This window comes from Rhodococcus globerulus NBRC 14531 (assembly GCF_001894805.1).
Classification (GTDB): domain Bacteria; phylum Actinomycetota; class Actinomycetes; order Mycobacteriales; family Mycobacteriaceae; genus Rhodococcus_F; species Rhodococcus_F globerula.
In genome coordinates this window covers 825,375-842,951 of the sequence record NZ_BCWX01000002.1, presented here as the reverse complement: position 1 = coordinate 842,951, position 17,577 = coordinate 825,375, and the positions used below count along the sequence as shown (strand labels likewise).

At 62.5% G+C, this 17,577-nt stretch carries 18 protein-coding genes; 6 read left to right on the top strand and 12 right to left on the bottom strand.

Translation table 11 applies throughout. The annotated features are described in order from the left end of the window. The first annotated feature begins 166 nt into the window (after positions 1-166). From RG2_RS12500 to RG2_RS12485, 4 genes are all read left to right on the top strand, one after another. Positions 167-1,039 carry a peptidylprolyl isomerase gene (locus RG2_RS12500; protein ID WP_033234662.1) on the top strand — a complete coding sequence of 291 codons (873 nt, stop codon included), beginning with the start codon at positions 167-169 and terminating at the stop codon, positions 1,037-1,039. Next, on the top strand, positions 1,039-1,839 hold the full coding sequence (locus RG2_RS12495) for a peptidylprolyl isomerase (protein ID WP_033234663.1): 801 nt from the start codon (positions 1,039-1,041) through the stop codon (positions 1,837-1,839). The genes RG2_RS12500 and RG2_RS12495 overlap by 1 nt, the downstream gene beginning before the upstream one ends. Positions 1,840-1,929: 90 nt before the next feature. Further along, positions 1,930-2,433, top strand: a complete 504-nt coding sequence (locus RG2_RS12490; protein WP_051730530.1) for a flavodoxin domain-containing protein — start codon at positions 1,930-1,932, stop codon at positions 2,431-2,433. 16 nt (positions 2,434-2,449) lie between these two features. Further along, entirely contained in the window at positions 2,450-3,025 is a 576-nt protein-coding gene (locus RG2_RS12485) for a hypothetical protein (RefSeq protein ID WP_033234664.1), read from the top strand. 51 nt (positions 3,026-3,076) lie between these two features. Here RG2_RS12485 and RG2_RS12480 read toward each other — a convergent pair whose 3' ends face one another. The 10 genes from RG2_RS12480 to RG2_RS12435 form a co-directional block, all read right to left on the bottom strand. Next, positions 3,077-5,491: a RelA/SpoT family protein gene (locus RG2_RS12480; RefSeq protein ID WP_033234665.1), complete on the bottom strand. Its 2,415-nt coding sequence runs from the start codon at positions 5,489-5,491 to the stop codon at positions 3,077-3,079. 96 nt (positions 5,492-5,587) lie between these two features. Next, on the bottom strand, positions 5,588-6,139 hold the full coding sequence (locus tag RG2_RS12475; protein WP_045067526.1) for an adenine phosphoribosyltransferase: 552 nt from the start codon (positions 6,137-6,139) through the stop codon (positions 5,588-5,590). A 35-nt stretch (positions 6,140-6,174) separates the two neighbouring features. Then, complete coding sequence (locus tag RG2_RS12470) at positions 6,175-7,908, bottom strand: ABC transporter substrate-binding protein (RefSeq protein WP_033234667.1); 1,734 nt, start codon at positions 7,906-7,908, stop codon at positions 6,175-6,177. Positions 7,909-7,910: 2 nt separating this feature from the next. Then, positions 7,911-9,131 (bottom strand): protein translocase subunit SecF, encoded by a 1,221-nt coding sequence (gene secF / locus RG2_RS12465; protein WP_033234668.1) that lies wholly within the window; start codon positions 9,129-9,131, stop codon positions 7,911-7,913. Then, positions 9,128-10,858 (bottom strand): protein translocase subunit SecD, encoded by a 1,731-nt coding sequence (gene secD, locus RG2_RS12460; RefSeq protein WP_033234669.1) that lies wholly within the window; start codon positions 10,856-10,858, stop codon positions 9,128-9,130. The genes secF and secD overlap by 4 nt, the downstream gene beginning before the upstream one ends. A gap of 128 nt (positions 10,859-10,986) precedes the next feature. Further along, positions 10,987-11,334, bottom strand: a complete 348-nt coding sequence (yajC, locus tag RG2_RS12455) for a preprotein translocase subunit YajC (protein ID WP_033234670.1) — start codon at positions 11,332-11,334, stop codon at positions 10,987-10,989. Positions 11,335-11,472: 138 nt separating this feature from the next. Further along, positions 11,473-12,570, bottom strand: a complete 1,098-nt coding sequence (gene ruvB / locus RG2_RS12450; protein WP_033234671.1) for a Holliday junction branch migration DNA helicase RuvB — start codon at positions 12,568-12,570, stop codon at positions 11,473-11,475. After that, positions 12,567-13,163, bottom strand: coding sequence for a Holliday junction branch migration protein RuvA (gene ruvA, locus RG2_RS12445; protein ID WP_033234672.1), 597 nt, complete (start codon positions 13,161-13,163; stop codon positions 12,567-12,569). The genes ruvB and ruvA overlap by 4 nt, the downstream gene beginning before the upstream one ends. After that, positions 13,160-13,732 (bottom strand): crossover junction endodeoxyribonuclease RuvC, encoded by a 573-nt coding sequence (gene ruvC, locus RG2_RS12440; RefSeq protein WP_033234673.1) that lies wholly within the window; start codon positions 13,730-13,732, stop codon positions 13,160-13,162. Before ruvC ends, ruvA begins: the two co-directional genes overlap by 4 nt. Positions 13,733-13,878: 146 nt before the next feature. Next, positions 13,879-14,634 carry a YebC/PmpR family DNA-binding transcriptional regulator gene (locus RG2_RS12435; protein ID WP_033234674.1) on the bottom strand — a complete coding sequence of 252 codons (756 nt, stop codon included), beginning with the start codon at positions 14,632-14,634 and terminating at the stop codon, positions 13,879-13,881. A 146-nt stretch (positions 14,635-14,780) separates the two neighbouring features. On the opposite strand from RG2_RS12435, the gene RG2_RS12430 reads away from it, so the two are divergent. Both RG2_RS12430 and RG2_RS12425 read left to right on the top strand, forming a co-directional pair. Next, positions 14,781-15,137 carry a GntR family transcriptional regulator gene (locus RG2_RS12430; RefSeq protein WP_033234675.1) on the top strand — a complete coding sequence of 119 codons (357 nt, stop codon included), beginning with the start codon at positions 14,781-14,783 and terminating at the stop codon, positions 15,135-15,137. After that, entirely contained in the window at positions 15,134-16,069 is a 936-nt protein-coding gene (locus RG2_RS12425; protein WP_033234676.1) for a hypothetical protein, read from the top strand. The genes RG2_RS12430 and RG2_RS12425 overlap by 4 nt, the downstream gene beginning before the upstream one ends. Here the strand turns inward: RG2_RS12425 and pdxT are convergent. Both pdxT and RG2_RS12415 read right to left on the bottom strand, forming a co-directional pair. Next, entirely contained in the window at positions 16,066-16,671 is a 606-nt protein-coding gene (gene pdxT, locus RG2_RS12420) for a pyridoxal 5'-phosphate synthase glutaminase subunit PdxT (protein WP_033234677.1), read from the bottom strand. The two genes, RG2_RS12425 and pdxT, sit on opposite strands and share 4 nt — an antisense overlap. Further along, the gene (locus tag RG2_RS12415) at positions 16,668-17,540 is read right to left on the bottom strand and encodes an acyl-CoA thioesterase (RefSeq protein ID WP_033234959.1); all 873 of its coding nucleotides are present in this window, start codon (positions 17,538-17,540) and stop codon (positions 16,668-16,670) included. Before RG2_RS12415 ends, pdxT begins: the two co-directional genes overlap by 4 nt. Positions 17,541-17,577: the final 37 nt, after the last annotated feature.

The window sequence follows — 17,577 nt, the reverse complement described above, 5'->3', positions numbered from 1 at the left end:
TTGAGGTAACTCCTCTTCGAAGGGCGAATCAGGCAACACGGTGTCACGTACAGCCTAAAGCTGCTGCCCCGCCAGTAAGTTCTCAGGTTGCAGTGGGAGACTTTCCGACAACTGAAGTTATACCGACCAGACGCAGTTCCACCCGTGAATATGGAGGACTCCAGCAGTGCCGAGTAACGAGCAGCGCCGCCAGGCGGCAAAACGCAAGCTCGAGCGCCAGCTCGAACGCCGCGCCGAGCGGGCGCGTAAGCGCAAGCAAATGACAATCGTCTACACGGCTGCTGGTGTCGTCGTGGCTGTTGCCGTCGTCGCCGGGATCGTCCTGCTCACCCGAGGTGACGACAGCAGCACCGAGAACACCGCTGACGACGCCACATCGACGTCTGAGCAGACGGCCGCCGCCATGCCTGCCGGTTTGCTCACGCCCTTGGCAGAGACCGTCTCGTGCGCTTACCCGACTGACGCTGCGCCGGCATCCAAGCCGAACAACCCGCCACGCGCGGACGGCATCCCCACCACGGCGCCGGACGCGACGCCGAGCATCAGCATGGAGACGTCGCAGGGCAATATCGGCCTCGTCCTCGACGGAACGAAGTCGCCGTGCACGGTCAACAACTTTGTGAGCCTCGCGGGTCAGAACTACTTCGACGCCACGACATGCCATCGCCTGACGACGAGCCCCTCATTGCAGGTCTTGCAGTGCGGCGACCCGTCGGGCACCGGTAGCGGCGGACCCGGTTACCGCTTCGACAACGAGTACCCGACCACTGCCTTCGACGCCGCAGACCCGGCCGCTCAGATGCCGGTGACGTACAGCCGCGGAATGATCGCGATGGCCAACGCCGGGGCCGGCACAAACGGCAGCCAGTTCTTCCTCGTCTACGGCGATTCACAGCTCCCGCCTGACTACACCGTATTCGGCACGATCGACGAGACCGGGCTTGCGACGCTCGACAAGATCGCGGCGGGTGGCAGCACGCCCGAGGGCGACGGCACGCCGAACCTCACCACCGATATCAAGACTGTAAGGATCGACTGATGAAACGCACGTCCCTTCTGATCGCGGCCGTCGGCGTCACCGCCCTCGTCCTCGCTGGGTGTTCCAGTAACGACTCCGAGTCCGATTCCGCGTCGTCGAGCACTCAGGCGAGCGCGAAGTCGACCACGAAGTCAGCACCACTCGACATGTCGCAGTTCGAACAGTTGCCCGCCGTTCCGGCGCCTGCTGGTGCCACGGTCGACTGCACCTATGCCCCGGCGGCGGGTGCAGCCAAGACGGTTGACACGCCGACGTCCACCGGAGTCCCCGCCGAGGGCACCGTAAACGTCCAGTTGACGACCACCGCCGGACCGATCGGTATGGAACTCAACCGCACAGCCGCCCCGTGCACCGTCAACAGCATGGTCAGCCTGGTCGAGCAGAAGTACTTCGACGACACCCCGTGCCATCGCCTCGTCACCAGCCCGGGCTTGCAGATCCTCCAGTGCGGAGATCCTTCGGGCCAGGGCACGGGCGGACCGGGATTCGGCTTTGCCAACGAGTACCCGACCACCGTGTACGCCGAGAACGATCCGGCACTGTCGTTGCCGGTCGTCTACCCGCGCGGCACTCTGGCCATGGCTCATTCATCACAGCCGGACAGCAACGGTAGCCAGTTCTTCCTCGTATACGACGATTCACTCCTCCCGCCCGACTACACCGTTTTCGGGACCATCGACGAGGCCGGTCTTGCAACCATCGAGAAGATCGCCGCCGACGGTGACGACGGCAGCATGGGAGCCACCGGCGGCGGTGCCCCGAACACCCCGATCACCATCGAAACAGCAGTAGTCGCCTGATCTGCCAGCACAAAAAGGGGCGATACGAGAGATTCCTCTCGTATCGCCCTTTTCCGTTTTGTATGACCGACAAAGCGGGATCATCACTGCATGAGGATTCTGATCGCAACAGCGAGCAAGCACGGATCGACTGCCGAAATCGGTGAGCAGTTAGGCCGCGCGATTACTTCGGGGTTGCGGGCACGGAATATCGAGCCTCAGGTCGATGTCAAGAAAGCCCACGACGTCGACACGGTCGAAGGCTATGACGCCGTCGTTCTCGGCAGCGCGATCTACCTCGGGAAATGGCTCAAGGATGCGACCCGTCTGATGGATCGCGATCTCGATGCCCTGCAGAAGCGTCCGGTGTGGTTGTTCTCCAGCGGCCCAATCACCCCTGGTGACAATGCCGACAATCTCAAGTGGATCAACACCCCCTGGGCCGTTGAGCACCACATGTTCGGCGGCAAACTCGATCCGTCGGTGCTCTCGTTCACCGAGCGCATTGCGACCAGAGCGGCAAAAGCGACCGAGGGCGATTTCCGATCGCCGGACGACATCGCCGCTTGGGCCGACAGCATCTGCTCGACCCTCGCCGCCCACCCGGATCGGTGAAGGTCGAAGGACACACGTGACCGCCGTAGATCTGTACTGGCTTCCGCTCGGCGCTGGCGGACATGTGGTGCGCTTCAACGGCATTGTCTACGAACGGTTGAGCGCCTGGTTCACTCATCGAACACCGGTGCCGCTTTACCATTGCGCGCTGCGAATCACAGTGCCGCCCAACGTCTATTCGATCGAGATGACTCCGGTGTGGCAGCACAAGGAACCCGATCGCGGTGTTGTCGCGGAAGGTCCGGTCGGCGCGCACTGGGCCGGTAGATCGAAGTACTTCCGGTACGAAGTGCACTGTTGGCGGAACGGAACGGTCGACGATATCGAGGAAGCTGTCGAGAGTCCGCTGCGTCTATCGGCGGATTCGGCAGTTGCCGAGCAGATCCTCGACGAGATTCGAACGGTTCCCACCTTCGCCTGGGGACGGGATGCCGTCGGCGTAGGTGACATGTGGAACTCGAATTCCGTTGTGGCCTGGGTCTTGACCCGATGCGGCGTCGATCTTTCCGGAATCGAGCCACCGCGCGGCGGGCGGGCTCCCGGCTGGCACGCCGGAATCGCTGCAGCGGCAAGACCTTCCAGGCGCACGTAAGCGACTGGCGCCGAGCAGGGAATCTGCTCGGCGCCAGTCGGTGTGAGAGAACTACGACGCCGACGTCACTCGATACACGTCGTACACGCCTTCCACATTGCGGACCACGTTGAGAACGTGGCCCAGATGCTTCGGGTCACCCATCTCGAAGGTGAACTTGCTGATGGCAACTCGATCACCGGACGTGTTGACCGACGCAGACAAGATGTTGACCTTCTCGTCTGCCAACGCCTTGGTCACATCGGAAAGCAAGCGGTGACGATCGAGCGCCTCGATCTGGATCGCGACCAGGAACACCGACGACGCGGACGGTGCCCACTCGACGTCGATGATCCGTTCGGACTGGTCGTGCAGCGAATTGGCGTTGGTGCAATCCGTGCGGTGAACACTGACCGCGCCGCCGCGCGTGACGAAGCCCAGAATGGAATCGCCAGGCACCGGTGTGCAGCACTTGGCAAGCTTTGCCACCGTGCCCGGAGCACCGGGAACCAGGATGCCGGAGTCGCCGGTACTGCGAGTACGCACCGGCATGTTCGACGGTGTCGACCGTTCGGCCAGTTCCTCCTCGACTGCGCCGACGCCGCCGAGATGAGCCACCAGACGCTGTACGACGTGGTGCGCACTGACCTGGCTCTCACCCACCGCGGTGTACAACGCCGAGACGTCCGGGTACCGAAGCTCGTTCGCGATCGTGCTCATCGACTCGGCATTCATCAAGCGCTGCAACGGAAGTCCGACGCGTCGTACTTCCTTGGCGATTTGATCCTTACCGGATTCGAGAGCTTCCTCGCGTCGTTCCTTCGCGAACCACTGACGAATCTTTGCCTTGGCCCGCGGGGAGACGACAAACGACTGCCAGTCACGGCTGGGGCCTGCGGTGGCCGCCTTCGACGTGAAGACTTCCACCACCTCGCCGTTGTCGAGCTTGCGCTCGAGGGCGACCAGACGTCCGTTGACGCGGGCACCGATACAGCGGTGGCCCACCTCGGTGTGCACGGCATAGGCAAAGTCGACCGGCGTCGAACCTGCAGGCAAGGTCACCACGTCACCCTTGGGGGTGAAGACGAAGATCTCCTTGACGGCAAGGTCGTAGCGCAGCGACTCGAGGAACTCCCCCGGGTCGGCCGCTTCACGCTGCCAGTCGAGTAGCTGGCGCATCCACGCCATGTCGTCGACCTCGGCGATGTCGCCGGCGTGCTTGCCCTTGGTCTCCTTGTACCGCCAGTGCGCGGCGATACCGAACTCGGCCGTCCGGTGCATGTCCTGCGTACGGATCTGGACCTCGAGGGGCTTGCCCTCCGGACCCACGACCGTGGTGTGCAGCGACTGATACACGCCGTACCGCGGTTGCGCGATGTAGTCCTTGAACCGCCCCGCCATCGGCTGCCACAGTGAATGCACAACACCGACTGCCGCGTAACAGTCACGGACCTCGTCACACAGAATGCGGACGCCGACCAGGTCATGGATGTCGTCGAAGTCGCGGCCCTTGACGATCATCTTCTGATAGATCGACCAGTAGTGCTTTGGCCGTCCTTCAACCACCGCATTGATCCGCGACGCGGACAGCGTGGAGTTGATCTCGGCCCGCACCTTCGCCAGGTAGGTGTCCCGCGACGGCGCGCGATCGGCAACCAGACGCACGATCTCGTCGTACTTCTTGGGGTGCAGGATCGCGAACGACAAGTCTTCGAGTTCCCACTTGACTGTCGCCATTCCAAGCCGATGAGCAAGGGGTGCAATAACTTCGAGAGTTTCGCGAGCCTTGCGTGCCTGCTTCTCCGGCGGCAGGAAGCGCATGGTCCGCATGTTGTGCAGGCGGTCGGCAACCTTGATGACCAGCACCCGAGGATCACGCGCCATCGCGATGATCATCTTGCGGATGGTCTCGCCCTCGGCGGCGGTGCCCAGGACAACCTTGTCGAGTTTGGTGACGCCGTCGACCAAGTGCGCAACTTCGTCGCCGAAATCGCGCGTCAATTCTTCGAGCGAGTAACCGGTGTCCTCAACGGTGTCGTGAAGCAATGCGGCCACCAGCGTGGTGGTGTCCATCCCCAACTCGGCAAGGATGCTCGCGACAGCCAGCGGGTGCGTGATGTAGGGATCGCCGGACTTACGACGCTGACTGGAGTGTCGTTCCTCCGCGACGTCGTACGCGCGCTGGAGAAGCGCCAGATCGGCCTTCGGGTACAGCTCACGATGCAAACTGACCAGCGGCTCGAGAACCGGGCGGATGGTGGCATTACGCTGCCCCGTGATGCGCCGAGCAAGGCGAGCTCGAACGCGGCGAGACGCCGACGCCGGTACGGCTGCACTCTGACCGATCCGATTGCCTGCTGTTTGCGACGAAGCGGAACTGTCGTCCGGAGCACCGGACTTCGATGGTGTCGTATCCGGAGCCGGGTTGGTACCCGATTCCTGCGACACTGCACCCGAGTTCTGTGATCGATCAAGATTCGACGTCATGTCGCCACCTCCTACCACCGAGTTGGTTAGGCAACCGCCCTGCAACGGGAAATTGCCCTGGAGGTCTACCAGACCCCCAGGAGCCAACTTTAGTACTCAGACCTTGACCAGGGACGTCAGCGGGTACTTTACGAACCGATCACGGCCCCTGAGTTCCTCGATCTCGAGCACCACGGCCACCGCGACGACGGTGGCGCCGGCCAGTTCCACCAACTGCACGGCTGCTTCCAATGTCCCTCCGGTAGCCAGAACGTCGTCGATGACCAGAACATTCCGTCCGGTGAGATCGAACCCGTTTGCCGGAATCTCGAGCGTCGACGACCCGTATTCGAGGCTGTACGAACGTGAGAGAACCGGTGGCGGCAGTTTGCCCACCTTGCGCACCGCAACCACACCGGCGCCCATTCGAGCGGCAGCACCGGCTCCGAGCAGGAAACCACGCGCGTCGACGGCCGCAATCGTGTCCACATCGGGTGCACATGCAATCAAACCGTCGAGAACAGCACTGAAACCTTCGGCGTCCGCGAACACCGGCGTCAGGTCTGCAAAACGCACACCCGGACCTGGGAAATTGTCGGCCCACCGTGTCAACCGGACTACGGCATCCGACGCGGCCAGATGCACTGCCTTCAATTCGTCTGACGTCATCCTTGTCCCACCCACACTGATTTCATTCGAAATCGTCATCTACGCAATACCCATCTGTCCATGTTCCAGCCGCTGGCCGATCGAGTCGGATTGGCAACCACGGCACTCATTCCTTGAGCGACGGCAACAGTTCGCACCTGATTGAACAGAGGAATAGTAGGCACCTGCGTCCAGAGGATGTTCTCCGCCTCCACCGACAGTCCCAATTGCGCAGCTATTGCAGGATCGGTGTCCAACTGGTCGATGATCTGATCGACCCGCGCATTTCCGTATCCACCGAAATTCGAGGAGTTACCCGACCGCAGTGCGCCGCGCGCGTCGATCATGTCCGCCATGCCCGCTGCACCCGCTTGACCGGCGGTGCCGGCCAGCACCGCGTCGACGCCACCCGTGCGCAGTGCGTCCGGTGTGAAATCCGGGGAGCTGACGTCCTCGATCGTGACTCCGGCAGGTTCGCACGCCGCCTTCACGTCGGCCACGATCTGGGACCGCACCGGATCCGGAGCCAGGTACCCGACACGCACGGTCAACGCATCCAATCCGGCCTCGGACAACGAGACCTTGGTGGCTGCGACGTCCGCTGCGCTGTATCGATTACCGTCGGTCGCCGCGGCATCGCTGTACACCAACGAATCGGGGACTACGAGACGCGAATCCACCGTTCCGGATCCGACGCCGACCGCCGGCGCGTCTGGCGTGCTTCCGTACTGATCGAACAGCGTCGACCGAGGCACACAATGCCCGAATGCCCGCCGGGCTGCTTCGTCGCCCAGAACCCCCGACGTCGACAAGATGAATTGCTCGATGGACCTCGACGGGATTTGCTCGCTGGTGAAACCGGAGAGCGCGCTGAGGTCCCCGGCCGAACCGGAACCGACGTCGATCACTTCGATCGATTGGTCGACAGCATCCTTGGTGAGGTCCACTCCACGGGGCCAGACCACGATGCGGTCAGTGGCCGGTGCATTGCCCCACCACCGCTCGTTGGCGACCAGCACCAGCCCACCGTCTTCGGTGTAGTCCTCGACTCGGTACGGGCCCGAGGACGGCAATACCGACGTATCCAACTGACCGGGCGTCATGTTCCACCCGGTGTTCCAGAAATCGGCGATCTTCGTCAGTGCCTCGGTGTCATCCGAATTCACGGCCGACACCAGGTCTGGCACGCCGGCGTGTTGCATCGCGATGTGCGACGGCATCAGTGCCGTCGCCCCGAACAGGGAACGCCACTCGGTGAACGCGCGGCCGGGTTTGAACACGACGGTCGCGTCTTTTGCACCGGGCTGGCACTGCACCCGGTCGATATCGGAGTACCCCAACGTGTTGGCTACATCGAACATCGGCACGTCCGCGCCGTCGACGGTTTTCGTGAATCGGCCACTCGATGCGGCCCACGTGAGAACCAGGTCGTCGCAGGTCAGCGGAACACCATCGGAGTACACGGACGAGGGATTGAGCGTGTACGACACCGTCAGCGCCTCACCCGGCAACTGCGCCGCGGTACCGATGTCTGTGTCCGATACCGGAGCGCCGACCGGCCCGGTGAAGGTGAAGCCGGGTAGCACCCGGCTGAGCGCCGCCATCGTTCCCGAGACGGCCCCGGCCGTCGTGTTGCCGTTGTACGTGGTGATCGTGTTGTCGATTGCGTATCCGATGGACGGAGCCTGCTCGGTGTCGTCCTCCGAGCAGGCCGCCAACGAACCTGTGACCACCGCGGTGGCAGCAACAAACGACAGTGAGCGAACTACTGCTCGCCTCGCTTGGAGCATGATCAGTGAGCCTTCTTTTTCCGCTTTCCGGTCGGCCGAGCGCCAGGCGCGGGAGCAACTGCGGCACGTTGCGTTACCGATGCTCCGGCACCGACAGACTCTGCGGTCTTGGCACCGAGACCCTTTTCGGCAAGCGTAGCCCGGCGAGCGAGAACCTTGCGGGTGTGAACGGCCACAGGTCCCCATCGTTCCTTCATCGACACGAGGAGCGGGGTCGCGAAGAAGATCGACGAGTAGGCGCCAACGACGATGCCGACCAACTGGACGAGGGCCAGGTCCTTGAGCGTTCCGACGCCGAGCATCCACACCGCGACCACCATCAGGGCAATCACGGGCAACACACTGATGACCGTTGTGTTGATCGAGCGCATGAGCGTCTGGTTGACGGCGAGGTTCGCCTGTTCACCGTACGTGCGACGCGTCAGATGCAGGATGCCTCTCGTGTTCTCCTCCACCTTGTCGAACACGACGACGGTGTCGTACAGCGAGAAACCGAGAATGGTGAGCAGACCGATCACCGTCGCAGGTGTGACTTCGAATCCGACGAGCGCGTAGATACCCGCGGTCACGATGATGTCGAAGAACAACGCGATGATCGCGGCTATCGCCATGTCTCGTTCGAACCGAACCGCGATATAGATACTTACGATGACCAGGAAGACGATCAGCGCGAGCAGAGCCTTCTTGGTGATCTGACCACCCCACGTCTCGCTCACATCGGCAAAGCTGATGGCATCGCGGGACGGATTACCGTTTCTGTCCTCGGGCTGGAATTCGTCGAAGAGTGCATTCTGGAGCGTCACGATCTGCTGCGCATCGAGCGTTTCCGACCGAATCTGCACTGTGGCACTCGAACCCGAACCCACCGTCTGAACACTCTCCGGTTCGAAACCGAGAGCTTCGGAGTAGACGGTTTCGACCTGCGACGTCTCGACTCCGTCTCCGGCCGGGAACTGGATGCGCGATCCACCCTCGAAGTCGATACCGAACGTGAAACCGCGGATCAGCATTGCCAGCAGTGCGATTGCCACGAGTGCGCCGGTCAGGCCGTAGTAGAACCGACGCTTGCCGACTACCTCGAATGCGCCGGTCCCGGTGTACAGACGCGACAGCAGACTGTGTTTCGGCATCGACGCCTGGTCGACCCCGGAATCGGCTGTCACGGAACGTGCTTCCCGGTCCGCCGAGGAATCTCCGGCAGAGTTGTTGTTGGACTCACTCATGCTCGTGTCTCCTTAGCCGACGCAGCGGCGGCAACCTTACGTTCGCGGGCTACCTCTTGGACTGCTCCCAATCCGTTGACGCTGGGCTTGGACCAGAACGCCGAACGGGAAGCCAGATGAACCAGAGGCCACGTCACGAGGAAGACCACGACGACGTCGAGGATGGTGGTCAAGCCGAGGGTGAACGCAAATCCGCGCACCTGGCCCACCGCCAGTGCGTACAGAACGGCGGCTGCGATGAAGCTCACCGCGTTACCCGAGAGGATGGTGCGGCGGGCACGGGCCCAACCACGGGGTACTGCGGAACGGAAACTGCGGCCCTCACGCATCTCGTCCTTGATGCGTTCGAAGAACACGACAAACGAGTCGGCAGTCATACCGATACCGATGATCAGACCTGCCATGCCGGCGAGGTCGAGGGTGAACCCGATGTACCTGCCCAGCAGCACCATGATGGCGTACACCATGACACCCGAGAGGACGAGGGACAGCGCCGTCAGCACGCCAAGCATTCGGTAATAGACGAGGCAGTACACGAGTACGAGAACGAGGCCCACCGCACCAGCGATCAACGCTGCTTCCAACGATGCCAGTCCGAGTGTCGCCGATACAGTCTCGGCTTCCGAGGCTGCGAACGACAGCGGCAGCGAACCGTACTTCAGGGTGTTCGCCAGTTCCTTGGCGCTTTCCGCGGTAAAGCTACCGGTGATCGAGGTGGCGCTACCGGCGGGCGTTGCGCCCTGAATCGTGGGCGCACTGACAACCTTCGAGTCGAGGACGAAGGCTGCCTGCTTGCCGATGTTTGCCGAGGTGAACTGTGCCCAGGTGTTACTACCTGTGGTCTTGAACGACAGGCTGATCTCATGACGTGACTGCTGTGAATTGAACACCGACGACGCGTCCGCGATTTCCTGGCCGTCGATGATCGACGGGCCCAGAAGGTAGATGTACGCGCCGTCCTGAGAGCACGCGACGAGCGGAAGCGTCGGATCGTCGTTACCACGCAGCGGATCGGCCACGGAGCAATCGAGATTGGCGACGGCCTGCTCTTGAACCGTGGGATCGGTGCTCTGACGCAGCGCTCGCGCAGCGGCGATCTCGGCTGCGGCGGCGTCACTGGCGTCGGCGGAGTCACTCGGAGCGGCCGGTGCCGCCGGCTCTGTAGTTGGCGCTGCTTCCGATGTGGGAGCGGGTTCGCTGGTTGCCGGTTCTTGCGCTGGGAACGGGCGGTTCTGCGGAGCCTGTGTGGCCGGTGCCTCCGTTGCGGGCGCCTCTGCTGCCGGTGTTTCCGCCGCCGGTGTTTCGGCGCCGGGAGTAACAGCCGTTCGATTGGCGTCGCGGGTAGCTACATCGATCGATCCGGTAACCGGACGGATGTACAAACGAGCCGTCTGACCCAACGACCGCGCCTGCGCGCTGTCGTCGCCTGGCACCGTGATGACCAGATTGTCACCGTCGATGACAACCTCGGACCCGGATACGCCGAGCCCGTTGACACGGGTCTCGATGATTTCCTGAGCCTGCTTCAGACTGTCCTGACTGGGCGCGCTGCCGTCCGGCGTGCGCGCGGTCAGCGTGACACGCGTTCCACCCTGCAAGTCGATACCGAGCTTCGGTGTGGCCGATTTATCGCCAGTAAAGAACACCAGCGCATACAGCGCCACGACCAGGACCCCGAACAGGGCCAGGTAGCGGGCTGGATGCACCGTTCCGGTGGAAGGTGCCACGATCTTTAAGTCTCCTCATTAGGTGCCGGACGTGAGCGGTCCACGACCGCTCGAGTTGCGCCGTTCGAACGTGCGGCGATGCGTTAACTACACAGTAACTCTAGAGCAGGGTCACGACGTGACTGCGTTCAGGAATCCTTGGTGAGTCGGATTTCGGTGTCAGTCGCCGATTCTTCGAACTCGGAAGACACGTCTTCGTCGTCACTGTAATCCTCGACGACATCACTGACACGCTCGCGGATAACCAGACGCGACCAGGTGGTGACGACGCCGGGCGCAATCTCCAGTTCCACGGTGTCGTCGTCCAACGACGTGATGGTCGCGTACAGGCCGGCCGTGGTCTGCACACGGTCGCCCACCTGCAACGAATCCTGCATCTCGGAAGTCGCGGCCATGGCCTTCTTCTGCTTGCGCATGCCCAGGAACATCGGCACCAGCAGTGCGAGGATCAGGAGGGGGAAAAGCAAACTCGACATGTGTTGATCAACCTCGGTTTTGTAGCATGTTTTTCGCCACGCGGGCCCCGGATGGACCTACGCAAGACACCAGTGTGCCACTAGTTCCTTAGGAAACCCGACAGTTCGCCACTAACGGGAGGCTCCGACAACGCGAAATCACTCTGCGTCCGGGTCGAACAACGACGCTTGTGGCTCCCTTGCGCGAACCTCGATACCACCCGCAGCGGCGTCCGGTGGCGGCGTCATGCCGAGCTGTTTCCAGGCTGCAGCAGTGGCAACACGACCGCGCGGGGTCCTGGCGATCATCCCGGCGCGAACCAGGAACGGCTCGCACACCTCTTCGACAGTCGACGGTTCCTCACCGACCGCAACCGCCAAGGTGGACACTCCCACCGGGCCGCCGCCGAATGAACGCACGAGCGCACTCAACACAGATCTGTCGAGACGATCCAGTCCGAGTTGGTCGACGTCGTAAACGGCGAGAGCGGCGCGGGCGACCTCCATCGTCACGATCCCATCTGCCCTCACTTCGGCAAAATCTCGCACTCGCCGCAGCAACCGGTTGGCGATACGCGGCGTCCCTCGCGAGCGTCGAGCAATTTCGGCACTGGCATCAACTTCGAGATTCACGCCGAGGATGCCCGCCGATCGCATCAGAATCTGTTGCAGCTCATCGGGTTCGTAGAAATCCATGTGCGCGGTGAACCCGAACCGATCTCGCAGCGGACCGGTAAGGGCGCCGGATCGGGTGGTCGCCCCTACGAGGGTGAACGGCGCAACTTCCAGCGGAATCGACGTAGCACCTGGACCCTTGCCGACCACGACGTCGACTCGGAAGTCCTCCATCGCGAGGTACAGCATTTCCTCGGCGGGACGGGCGATCCGATGAATCTCGTCGATGAAGAGAACGTCACCCTCCACCAGATTGCTCAACATCGCCGCAAGATCACCGGCCCGCTCGAGAGCCGGACCTGACGTCAACCGCAGTGAAGAACCCAGCTCACCCGCGATGATCATCGCCATCGACGTCTTGCCGAGTCCGGGCGGTCCGGACATCAGAATGTGGTCGGGTGTTCCACCGCGCATCTTTGCCCCGGTGAGTACCAGTTGCAATTGCTCGCGCACGCGCGGTTGACCGATGAAATCGTCCAGGCTCTTGGGCCGGAGACTTGCCTCGACCTCACCGTCCCCCGCCACCAATTCAGCGCTGACCTGGGATTCGTCGTCGAAGTCGTCGATCGGGTCGAAATTCATCGAGTTTTACCGAGCAGGGAGAGAGCGGATCGAAGTGCGACGGACGTAGTTGCGGCGGGTGTTTCCGCGAGAACGGAATCCGTGGCTTGTTCGGCTTGCTTGAGCGGGAACCCGAGCCCTTCCAAGGCCTCGACAATCTGATCACGGATCGCATTTGCTGCGACTGCCCCCGACACCCCGGCGGTCGTCGGTACTGCGTCGACCTTGTCTCGCAGTTCCACAACCATGCGTTCGGCACCACGTTTTCCGATGCCAGGCACTCTCGTCAACGCGGTGAGATTGCCCTCCGAGAGCGCTCGCCGCAGCGCATCCGGCTCGAGTACCGCAAGCGTGGCCATCGCCAGGCGAGGGCCGACGCCCGACACCGTCTGGAGAAGGCTGAACAGATCCTTGGACTCGAGATCGGAGAAACCGTAGAGCGTCATCGAATCCTCACGCACGATCATCGTGGTGAAAAGCCTCGCCTCGCTCCCCCGGTGCAACGCACCCAGCGTCACCGGCGTTGCGTTGACGCGGTAACCGACACCCGCAGCCTCGATAACCGCATGATCGAGAGCTATGTCGAGTACCTCGCCGCGAACCGACGCGATCATCGTGAACCTGCCTTCTTCGTGGTCTCGGCCAATTTTGCCTGATACTTACGCATCTGTTCCGCAGCCATTGCCTCGGCGCGCGCCATTCGTTCGATCATGGGTGCCCGCCAACAGTGGCAGATCGCCAACGCGAGTGCGTCCGCCGCGTCGGCGGGTTTCGGAGCGGTTTTGAGATTGAGGATTCGAGTCACCATCGCGGTGACCTGCGCCTTGTCTGCAGTTCCGCTCCCGGTGACAGCCGCTTTCACCTCGCTGGGCGTGTGAAAGAACACGGGAATGCCACGGCGCGTGGCCGCAACCGCAACAACACCACCGGCTTGCGCCGTCCCCATTGCCGTACTGACGTTGTGTTGCGCGAATACCCGCTCGATGGCAACGACGTCAGGTTTGTACTGCTCGATCCACAGTTCCGCCGCATCCGAGATTCGGAGCAGGCGAGGTCCGAGGTCCATGTCAGCAGGCGTACGCACCACGTCGACGGCAATGGGACGCACAACTCTGCCGTTACTCCCATCGACCACACCCAACCCGCAACGGGTCAAGCCAGGGTCCACTCCGAGCACGCGCACTTTTGTCACACCTCTCCACACCGAACAGCTGTTCGATAGCTTAGCGGTGCACGGGCGAACTGCCGACATCAACACGCAACCCGGCCGCGACGATTACCGTCACGGCCGGGTTGAGTATGGCTGCGTCGAACTAGTTCAGCGTCGACCTAGTCGGCGTCGAGTGCTGCAAGCACCTCGTCGGACAGATCGATATTCGTGTAGACGTTCTGCACGTCGTCGGAATCCTCGAGCGCGTCGACGAGCTTGAAGATCTTGCGGGCGCCGTCGACGTCCAGCGGAACCTCTACGGATGCACGGAAATCGGCTTCGGCGGAGTCGTAGTCGATCCCGGCTTCCTGCAGAGCACTGCGAACCGCGACAAGATCCTGTGGCTCACAGACGATTTCGAAGGTCTCGCCGAGATCGGTGACCTCTTCTGCGCCGGCATCGAGAACTGCCATCAACACGTCGTCCTCGGACTGCCCGTTCTTCTCGAGCGTCACGACGCCCTTGCGAGCGAACAGGTATGAGACCGAACCCGGATCGGCAAGGTTGCCGCCGTTGCGCGTCATCGCGGTACGAACTTCACCAGCTGCGCGGTTGCGGTTGTCGGTCAGGCACTCGATCAGCACAGCAACACCGTTGGGCCCGTAGCCCTCGTACATGATGGTCTGCCAGTCCGCGCCGCCAGCTTCTTCACCTGCGCCGCGCTTGCGCGCACGCTCGATGTTGTCGTTGGGGACAGACGTCTTCTTAGCCTTCTGAATGGCATCGAACAACGTGGGGTTGCCCGTGGGATCGCCACCGCCGGTTCGTGCCGCCACCTCGATGTTCTTGATCAGCTTCGCGAAGGATTTGCCACGACGTGCGTCGATCACAGCCTTCTTGTGCTTGGTGGTGGCCCATTTTGAGTGGCCGCTCATGCGATTCAAGCCCCTTTCCTGCTGTGTTGCGCACGCCGAATGCGCTTCTTTCAGCTCTGACGATGTTACCCGTCCCACGTCGCCACATGCTGCATCCCCCGCACACTAATTCGTCAAACACGAGATTGTTTGCATAGAATGCAAACATGTTGATTCGCATCGATCACGCCTCGGCGACGCCACTCGCCGATCAGATTGCGGCCGGAGTGCGCGGGGCCGTCATCCGCGGCGAGGTCGGCCCCGGCGATCGACTTCCGTCCGCTCGCGCACTCGCCGAGTCGGTTGACGTCAATCTGCACACCGTTCTGCGTGCGTACGCGGCGCTGCGCGACGAGGGCCTCATCGATCTACGACGCGGGCGCGGCGCCGTCATCCGCGCCGAGTTCGATTCCGGCGCAACAGCTCTCCACGAATCAGCACGAGAGTTTGTCCGCCAGGCCCGCAATCTGGGTCTCGACACAGCCCACATGCTCGACCTCATCAAGGAGACCAGCACACAATGACGACCAGCAAGGTCCGGCTCTGGACCGCAGCCTCGTTGACCTTCATCCCCACGGCGGTGTTGATCGTGGCACGCCTACTGTGGGGCGATCAGCTTCCGCACACTGTCGCCAGTCACTGGTCCGGATCGACGCCGGACGGATTCGCCACAACCACAACGTTCTTCGCCATCACACTGGTGGTGTCGTTGATCGCCTCCGTCGTTGCCGCGGTCACGGCGATTCGTGCGGGCGACTCCGCTCCCCTGCTGTTGTCCGTCACAGCCACCGCAGCCGCGACGTCAGCGACGATCTGGATCCTCAGCGTTGCCTTGACCCTCGACGCCGGCGCCCCGGAGAACGCACGTATCGGGTGGTGGATAGCTCTTCCCATCGCTGCGGCAATGACGGGAATCGCCGCTTGGGCGCTCACCTCACGGGGCGGAGCCAATGTCGAACCGCTGCTCCCCACCCCGACGCTGGACACACCGCTCACTGCCACCGAACGCGCAGCGTGGATCGGCCGCGCACACAGCGTCTGGCCGTGGGTCCTCTCCGCCGGTCTGACAGCACTCACGGTCGGCACCGCCGCATATTCCGACTGGTGGGTAGCTGTCATCCTGCTCGCCGCCACCGTCATGACAGCAGCTTTCGCGTCCGTCACGGTCCGCGTGGATAATTCCGGACTGAGCATCAGCTCGTGGGGCATCCGGTGGAAGAAGATTGCCATCTCGAGAGTGAAGTCCGCGTCCGCCGACGCCATCCGGCCCATTGAGTGGGGTGGATACGGCTATCGCATCACTCCACGCGGCACGGCGGTGACACTGCGCTCCGGCGAGGCAATCGTGCTCACGCTCGAGACCGGGCGCGTTTTCGCCGTCACCGTCGACCACCCGGAAGATGGTGTCCGACTCCTCAATTCACTCGTCCAACAGGCTGGCGCTCGCGAAATCTAGCCCCGAACCAGGTCGACGAAGAGCTCGTGCACACGACGGTCCCCCGTCACCTCCGGATGGAACGACGTCGCAATCACCGAACCTTGCCGAACAGCCACGATCCGGCCGGCAGCTTCGCCTGCTGCCGCCGGCACCTGGGCAAGAACCTCGACGCCCGGGCCTACCCGTTCCACCCACGGCGCGCGAATGAACACGGCCCGGACAGGATCTCCGACAATGCCCTCGAATTCGAGGTCCGATTCGAACGAATCGACCTGACGTCCGAAAGCGTTGCGGCGCACGGTCATATCAATAGCATTGAGGTGCTCGGCATCGGGCCGGGTGTCGAGCACCTCGCTGGCCAGCAAGATCATGCCGGCGCACGAACCGTAGGCAGGCAACCCACCGCGAAGCCGTTCGCGAAGCGGTTCGAGCAGTTCGAAAACCTGCAAAAGCCGGCTCATCGTTGTCGATTCACCGCCGGGAATCACGATGCCGTCAACCTTGTCGAGTTCCTCGGGACGGCGCACGCCCACGGCGTCCGCCCCCGAATCCGCCAAGGCAGCAAGGTGCTCCCGCACGTCACCCTGGAGTGCGAGTACGCCGATCAACGGACGAGTCATGCCTGTGTTCCTACCTTGTCTTCACTACCCGAGGGGTCTTCACTAACCGAGGGCTCGCGTTCGATCCGCGACAAGCCTTCCTGGACTACCGCTGCCACCATATTGCCGCTTCGATCGTAAATGCGCCCCTGCGTCAGCGCTCGCCCGAACCCGGCCGACGGCGACGTCTGGTCGTACATCAGCCATTCGTCGGCCCGGAACGGACGCAGGAACCACATCGCATGATCGAGTGAGGCATTCTGCGTCTTCACGTCCTTGTGCGGCACATTCGAGGTGTTGAGCAGCGTCATGTCACTCAGATAGGCCAAGGTGCAGATGTGCAGAAGTGGGCGATCCGGCAAGGTGTTGCGGTAACGGATCCAAACCCGCTGCTGCGCAGGCATATCCGGTGCCGAGTTCGCAACGTCTGCAGGCACGATTCGCAGATCCCAGTTCCGCCACTCCTCGTGAAGCGGTGTTCCGGCAAAATCGGGAATGGTCAACGGGTCCGGCAGTTCCTCCGGCATCGGGACATTCGGCATCCGGTCCTGATGCTCGATGCCCTGGTCTTCGACGTGGAACGACGCCGACATCGAGAAGATCGTCTTCCCGTCCTGGACGGCGTTCACCCGGCGTGTACAGAACGAGCGCCCGTCACGGATCCGGTCCACGAGATACACCGTGGGAATCTTGGGATTACCCGGCCGCAGAAAATATCCGTGCAACGAATGCACGTGGAAGCGCTCGTCAACGGTGCTGACTGCGGATACCAGAGACTGGCCGGCTACCTGTCCACCGAAGGTGCGCTGCATGACAGTGGGGTGAACTGCCCCTCTGAAAATATCCTTTTCCAGCGTTTCGAGCTCGAGGATCTCCTCGATACCAATCATGTGTCCTCCGGCAGAGTAGAGGCCGACAGCGCCGGCG

Bases quoted from the DNA above. Each gene is read 5' to 3' on its own strand.
- RG2_RS12495 (WP_033234663.1), top strand. From the start codon at position 1,039: ATGAAACGCACGTCCCTTCTGATCGCGGCCGTCGGCGTCACCGCCCTC.
- RG2_RS12480 (WP_033234665.1), bottom strand. From the start codon at position 5,491: ATGACGTCGAATCTTGATCGATCACAGAACTCGGGTGCAGTGTCGCAG.
- RG2_RS12475 (WP_045067526.1), bottom strand. From the start codon at position 6,139: ATGACGTCAGACGAATTGAAGGCAGTGCATCTGGCCGCGTCGGATGCC.
- ruvB (WP_033234671.1), bottom strand. From the start codon at position 12,570: ATGAATTTCGACCCGATCGACGACTTCGACGACGAATCCCAGGTCAGC.
- RG2_RS12435 (WP_033234674.1), bottom strand. From the start codon at position 14,634: ATGAGCGGCCACTCAAAATGGGCCACCACCAAGCACAAGAAGGCTGTG.
- RG2_RS12490 (WP_051730530.1), top strand. From the start codon at position 1,930: ATGAGGATTCTGATCGCAACAGCGAGCAAGCACGGATCGACTGCCGAA.
- RG2_RS12430 (WP_033234675.1), top strand. From the start codon at position 14,781: ATGTTGATTCGCATCGATCACGCCTCGGCGACGCCACTCGCCGATCAG.
- pdxT (WP_033234677.1), bottom strand. From the start codon at position 16,671: ATGACTCGTCCGTTGATCGGCGTACTCGCACTCCAGGGTGACGTGCGG.
- RG2_RS12415 (WP_033234959.1), bottom strand. From the start codon at position 17,540: ATGATTGGTATCGAGGAGATCCTCGAGCTCGAAACGCTGGAAAAGGAT.
- RG2_RS12470 (WP_033234667.1), bottom strand. From the start codon at position 7,908: ATGCTCCAAGCGAGGCGAGCAGTAGTTCGCTCACTGTCGTTTGTTGCT.
- ruvA (WP_033234672.1), bottom strand. From the start codon at position 13,163: ATGATCGCGTCGGTTCGCGGCGAGGTACTCGACATAGCTCTCGATCAT.
- yajC (WP_033234670.1), bottom strand. From the start codon at position 11,334: ATGTCGAGTTTGCTTTTCCCCCTCCTGATCCTCGCACTGCTGGTGCCG.
- RG2_RS12425 (WP_033234676.1), top strand. From the start codon at position 15,134: ATGACGACCAGCAAGGTCCGGCTCTGGACCGCAGCCTCGTTGACCTTC.
- secF (WP_033234668.1), bottom strand. From the start codon at position 9,131: ATGAGTGAGTCCAACAACAACTCTGCCGGAGATTCCTCGGCGGACCGG.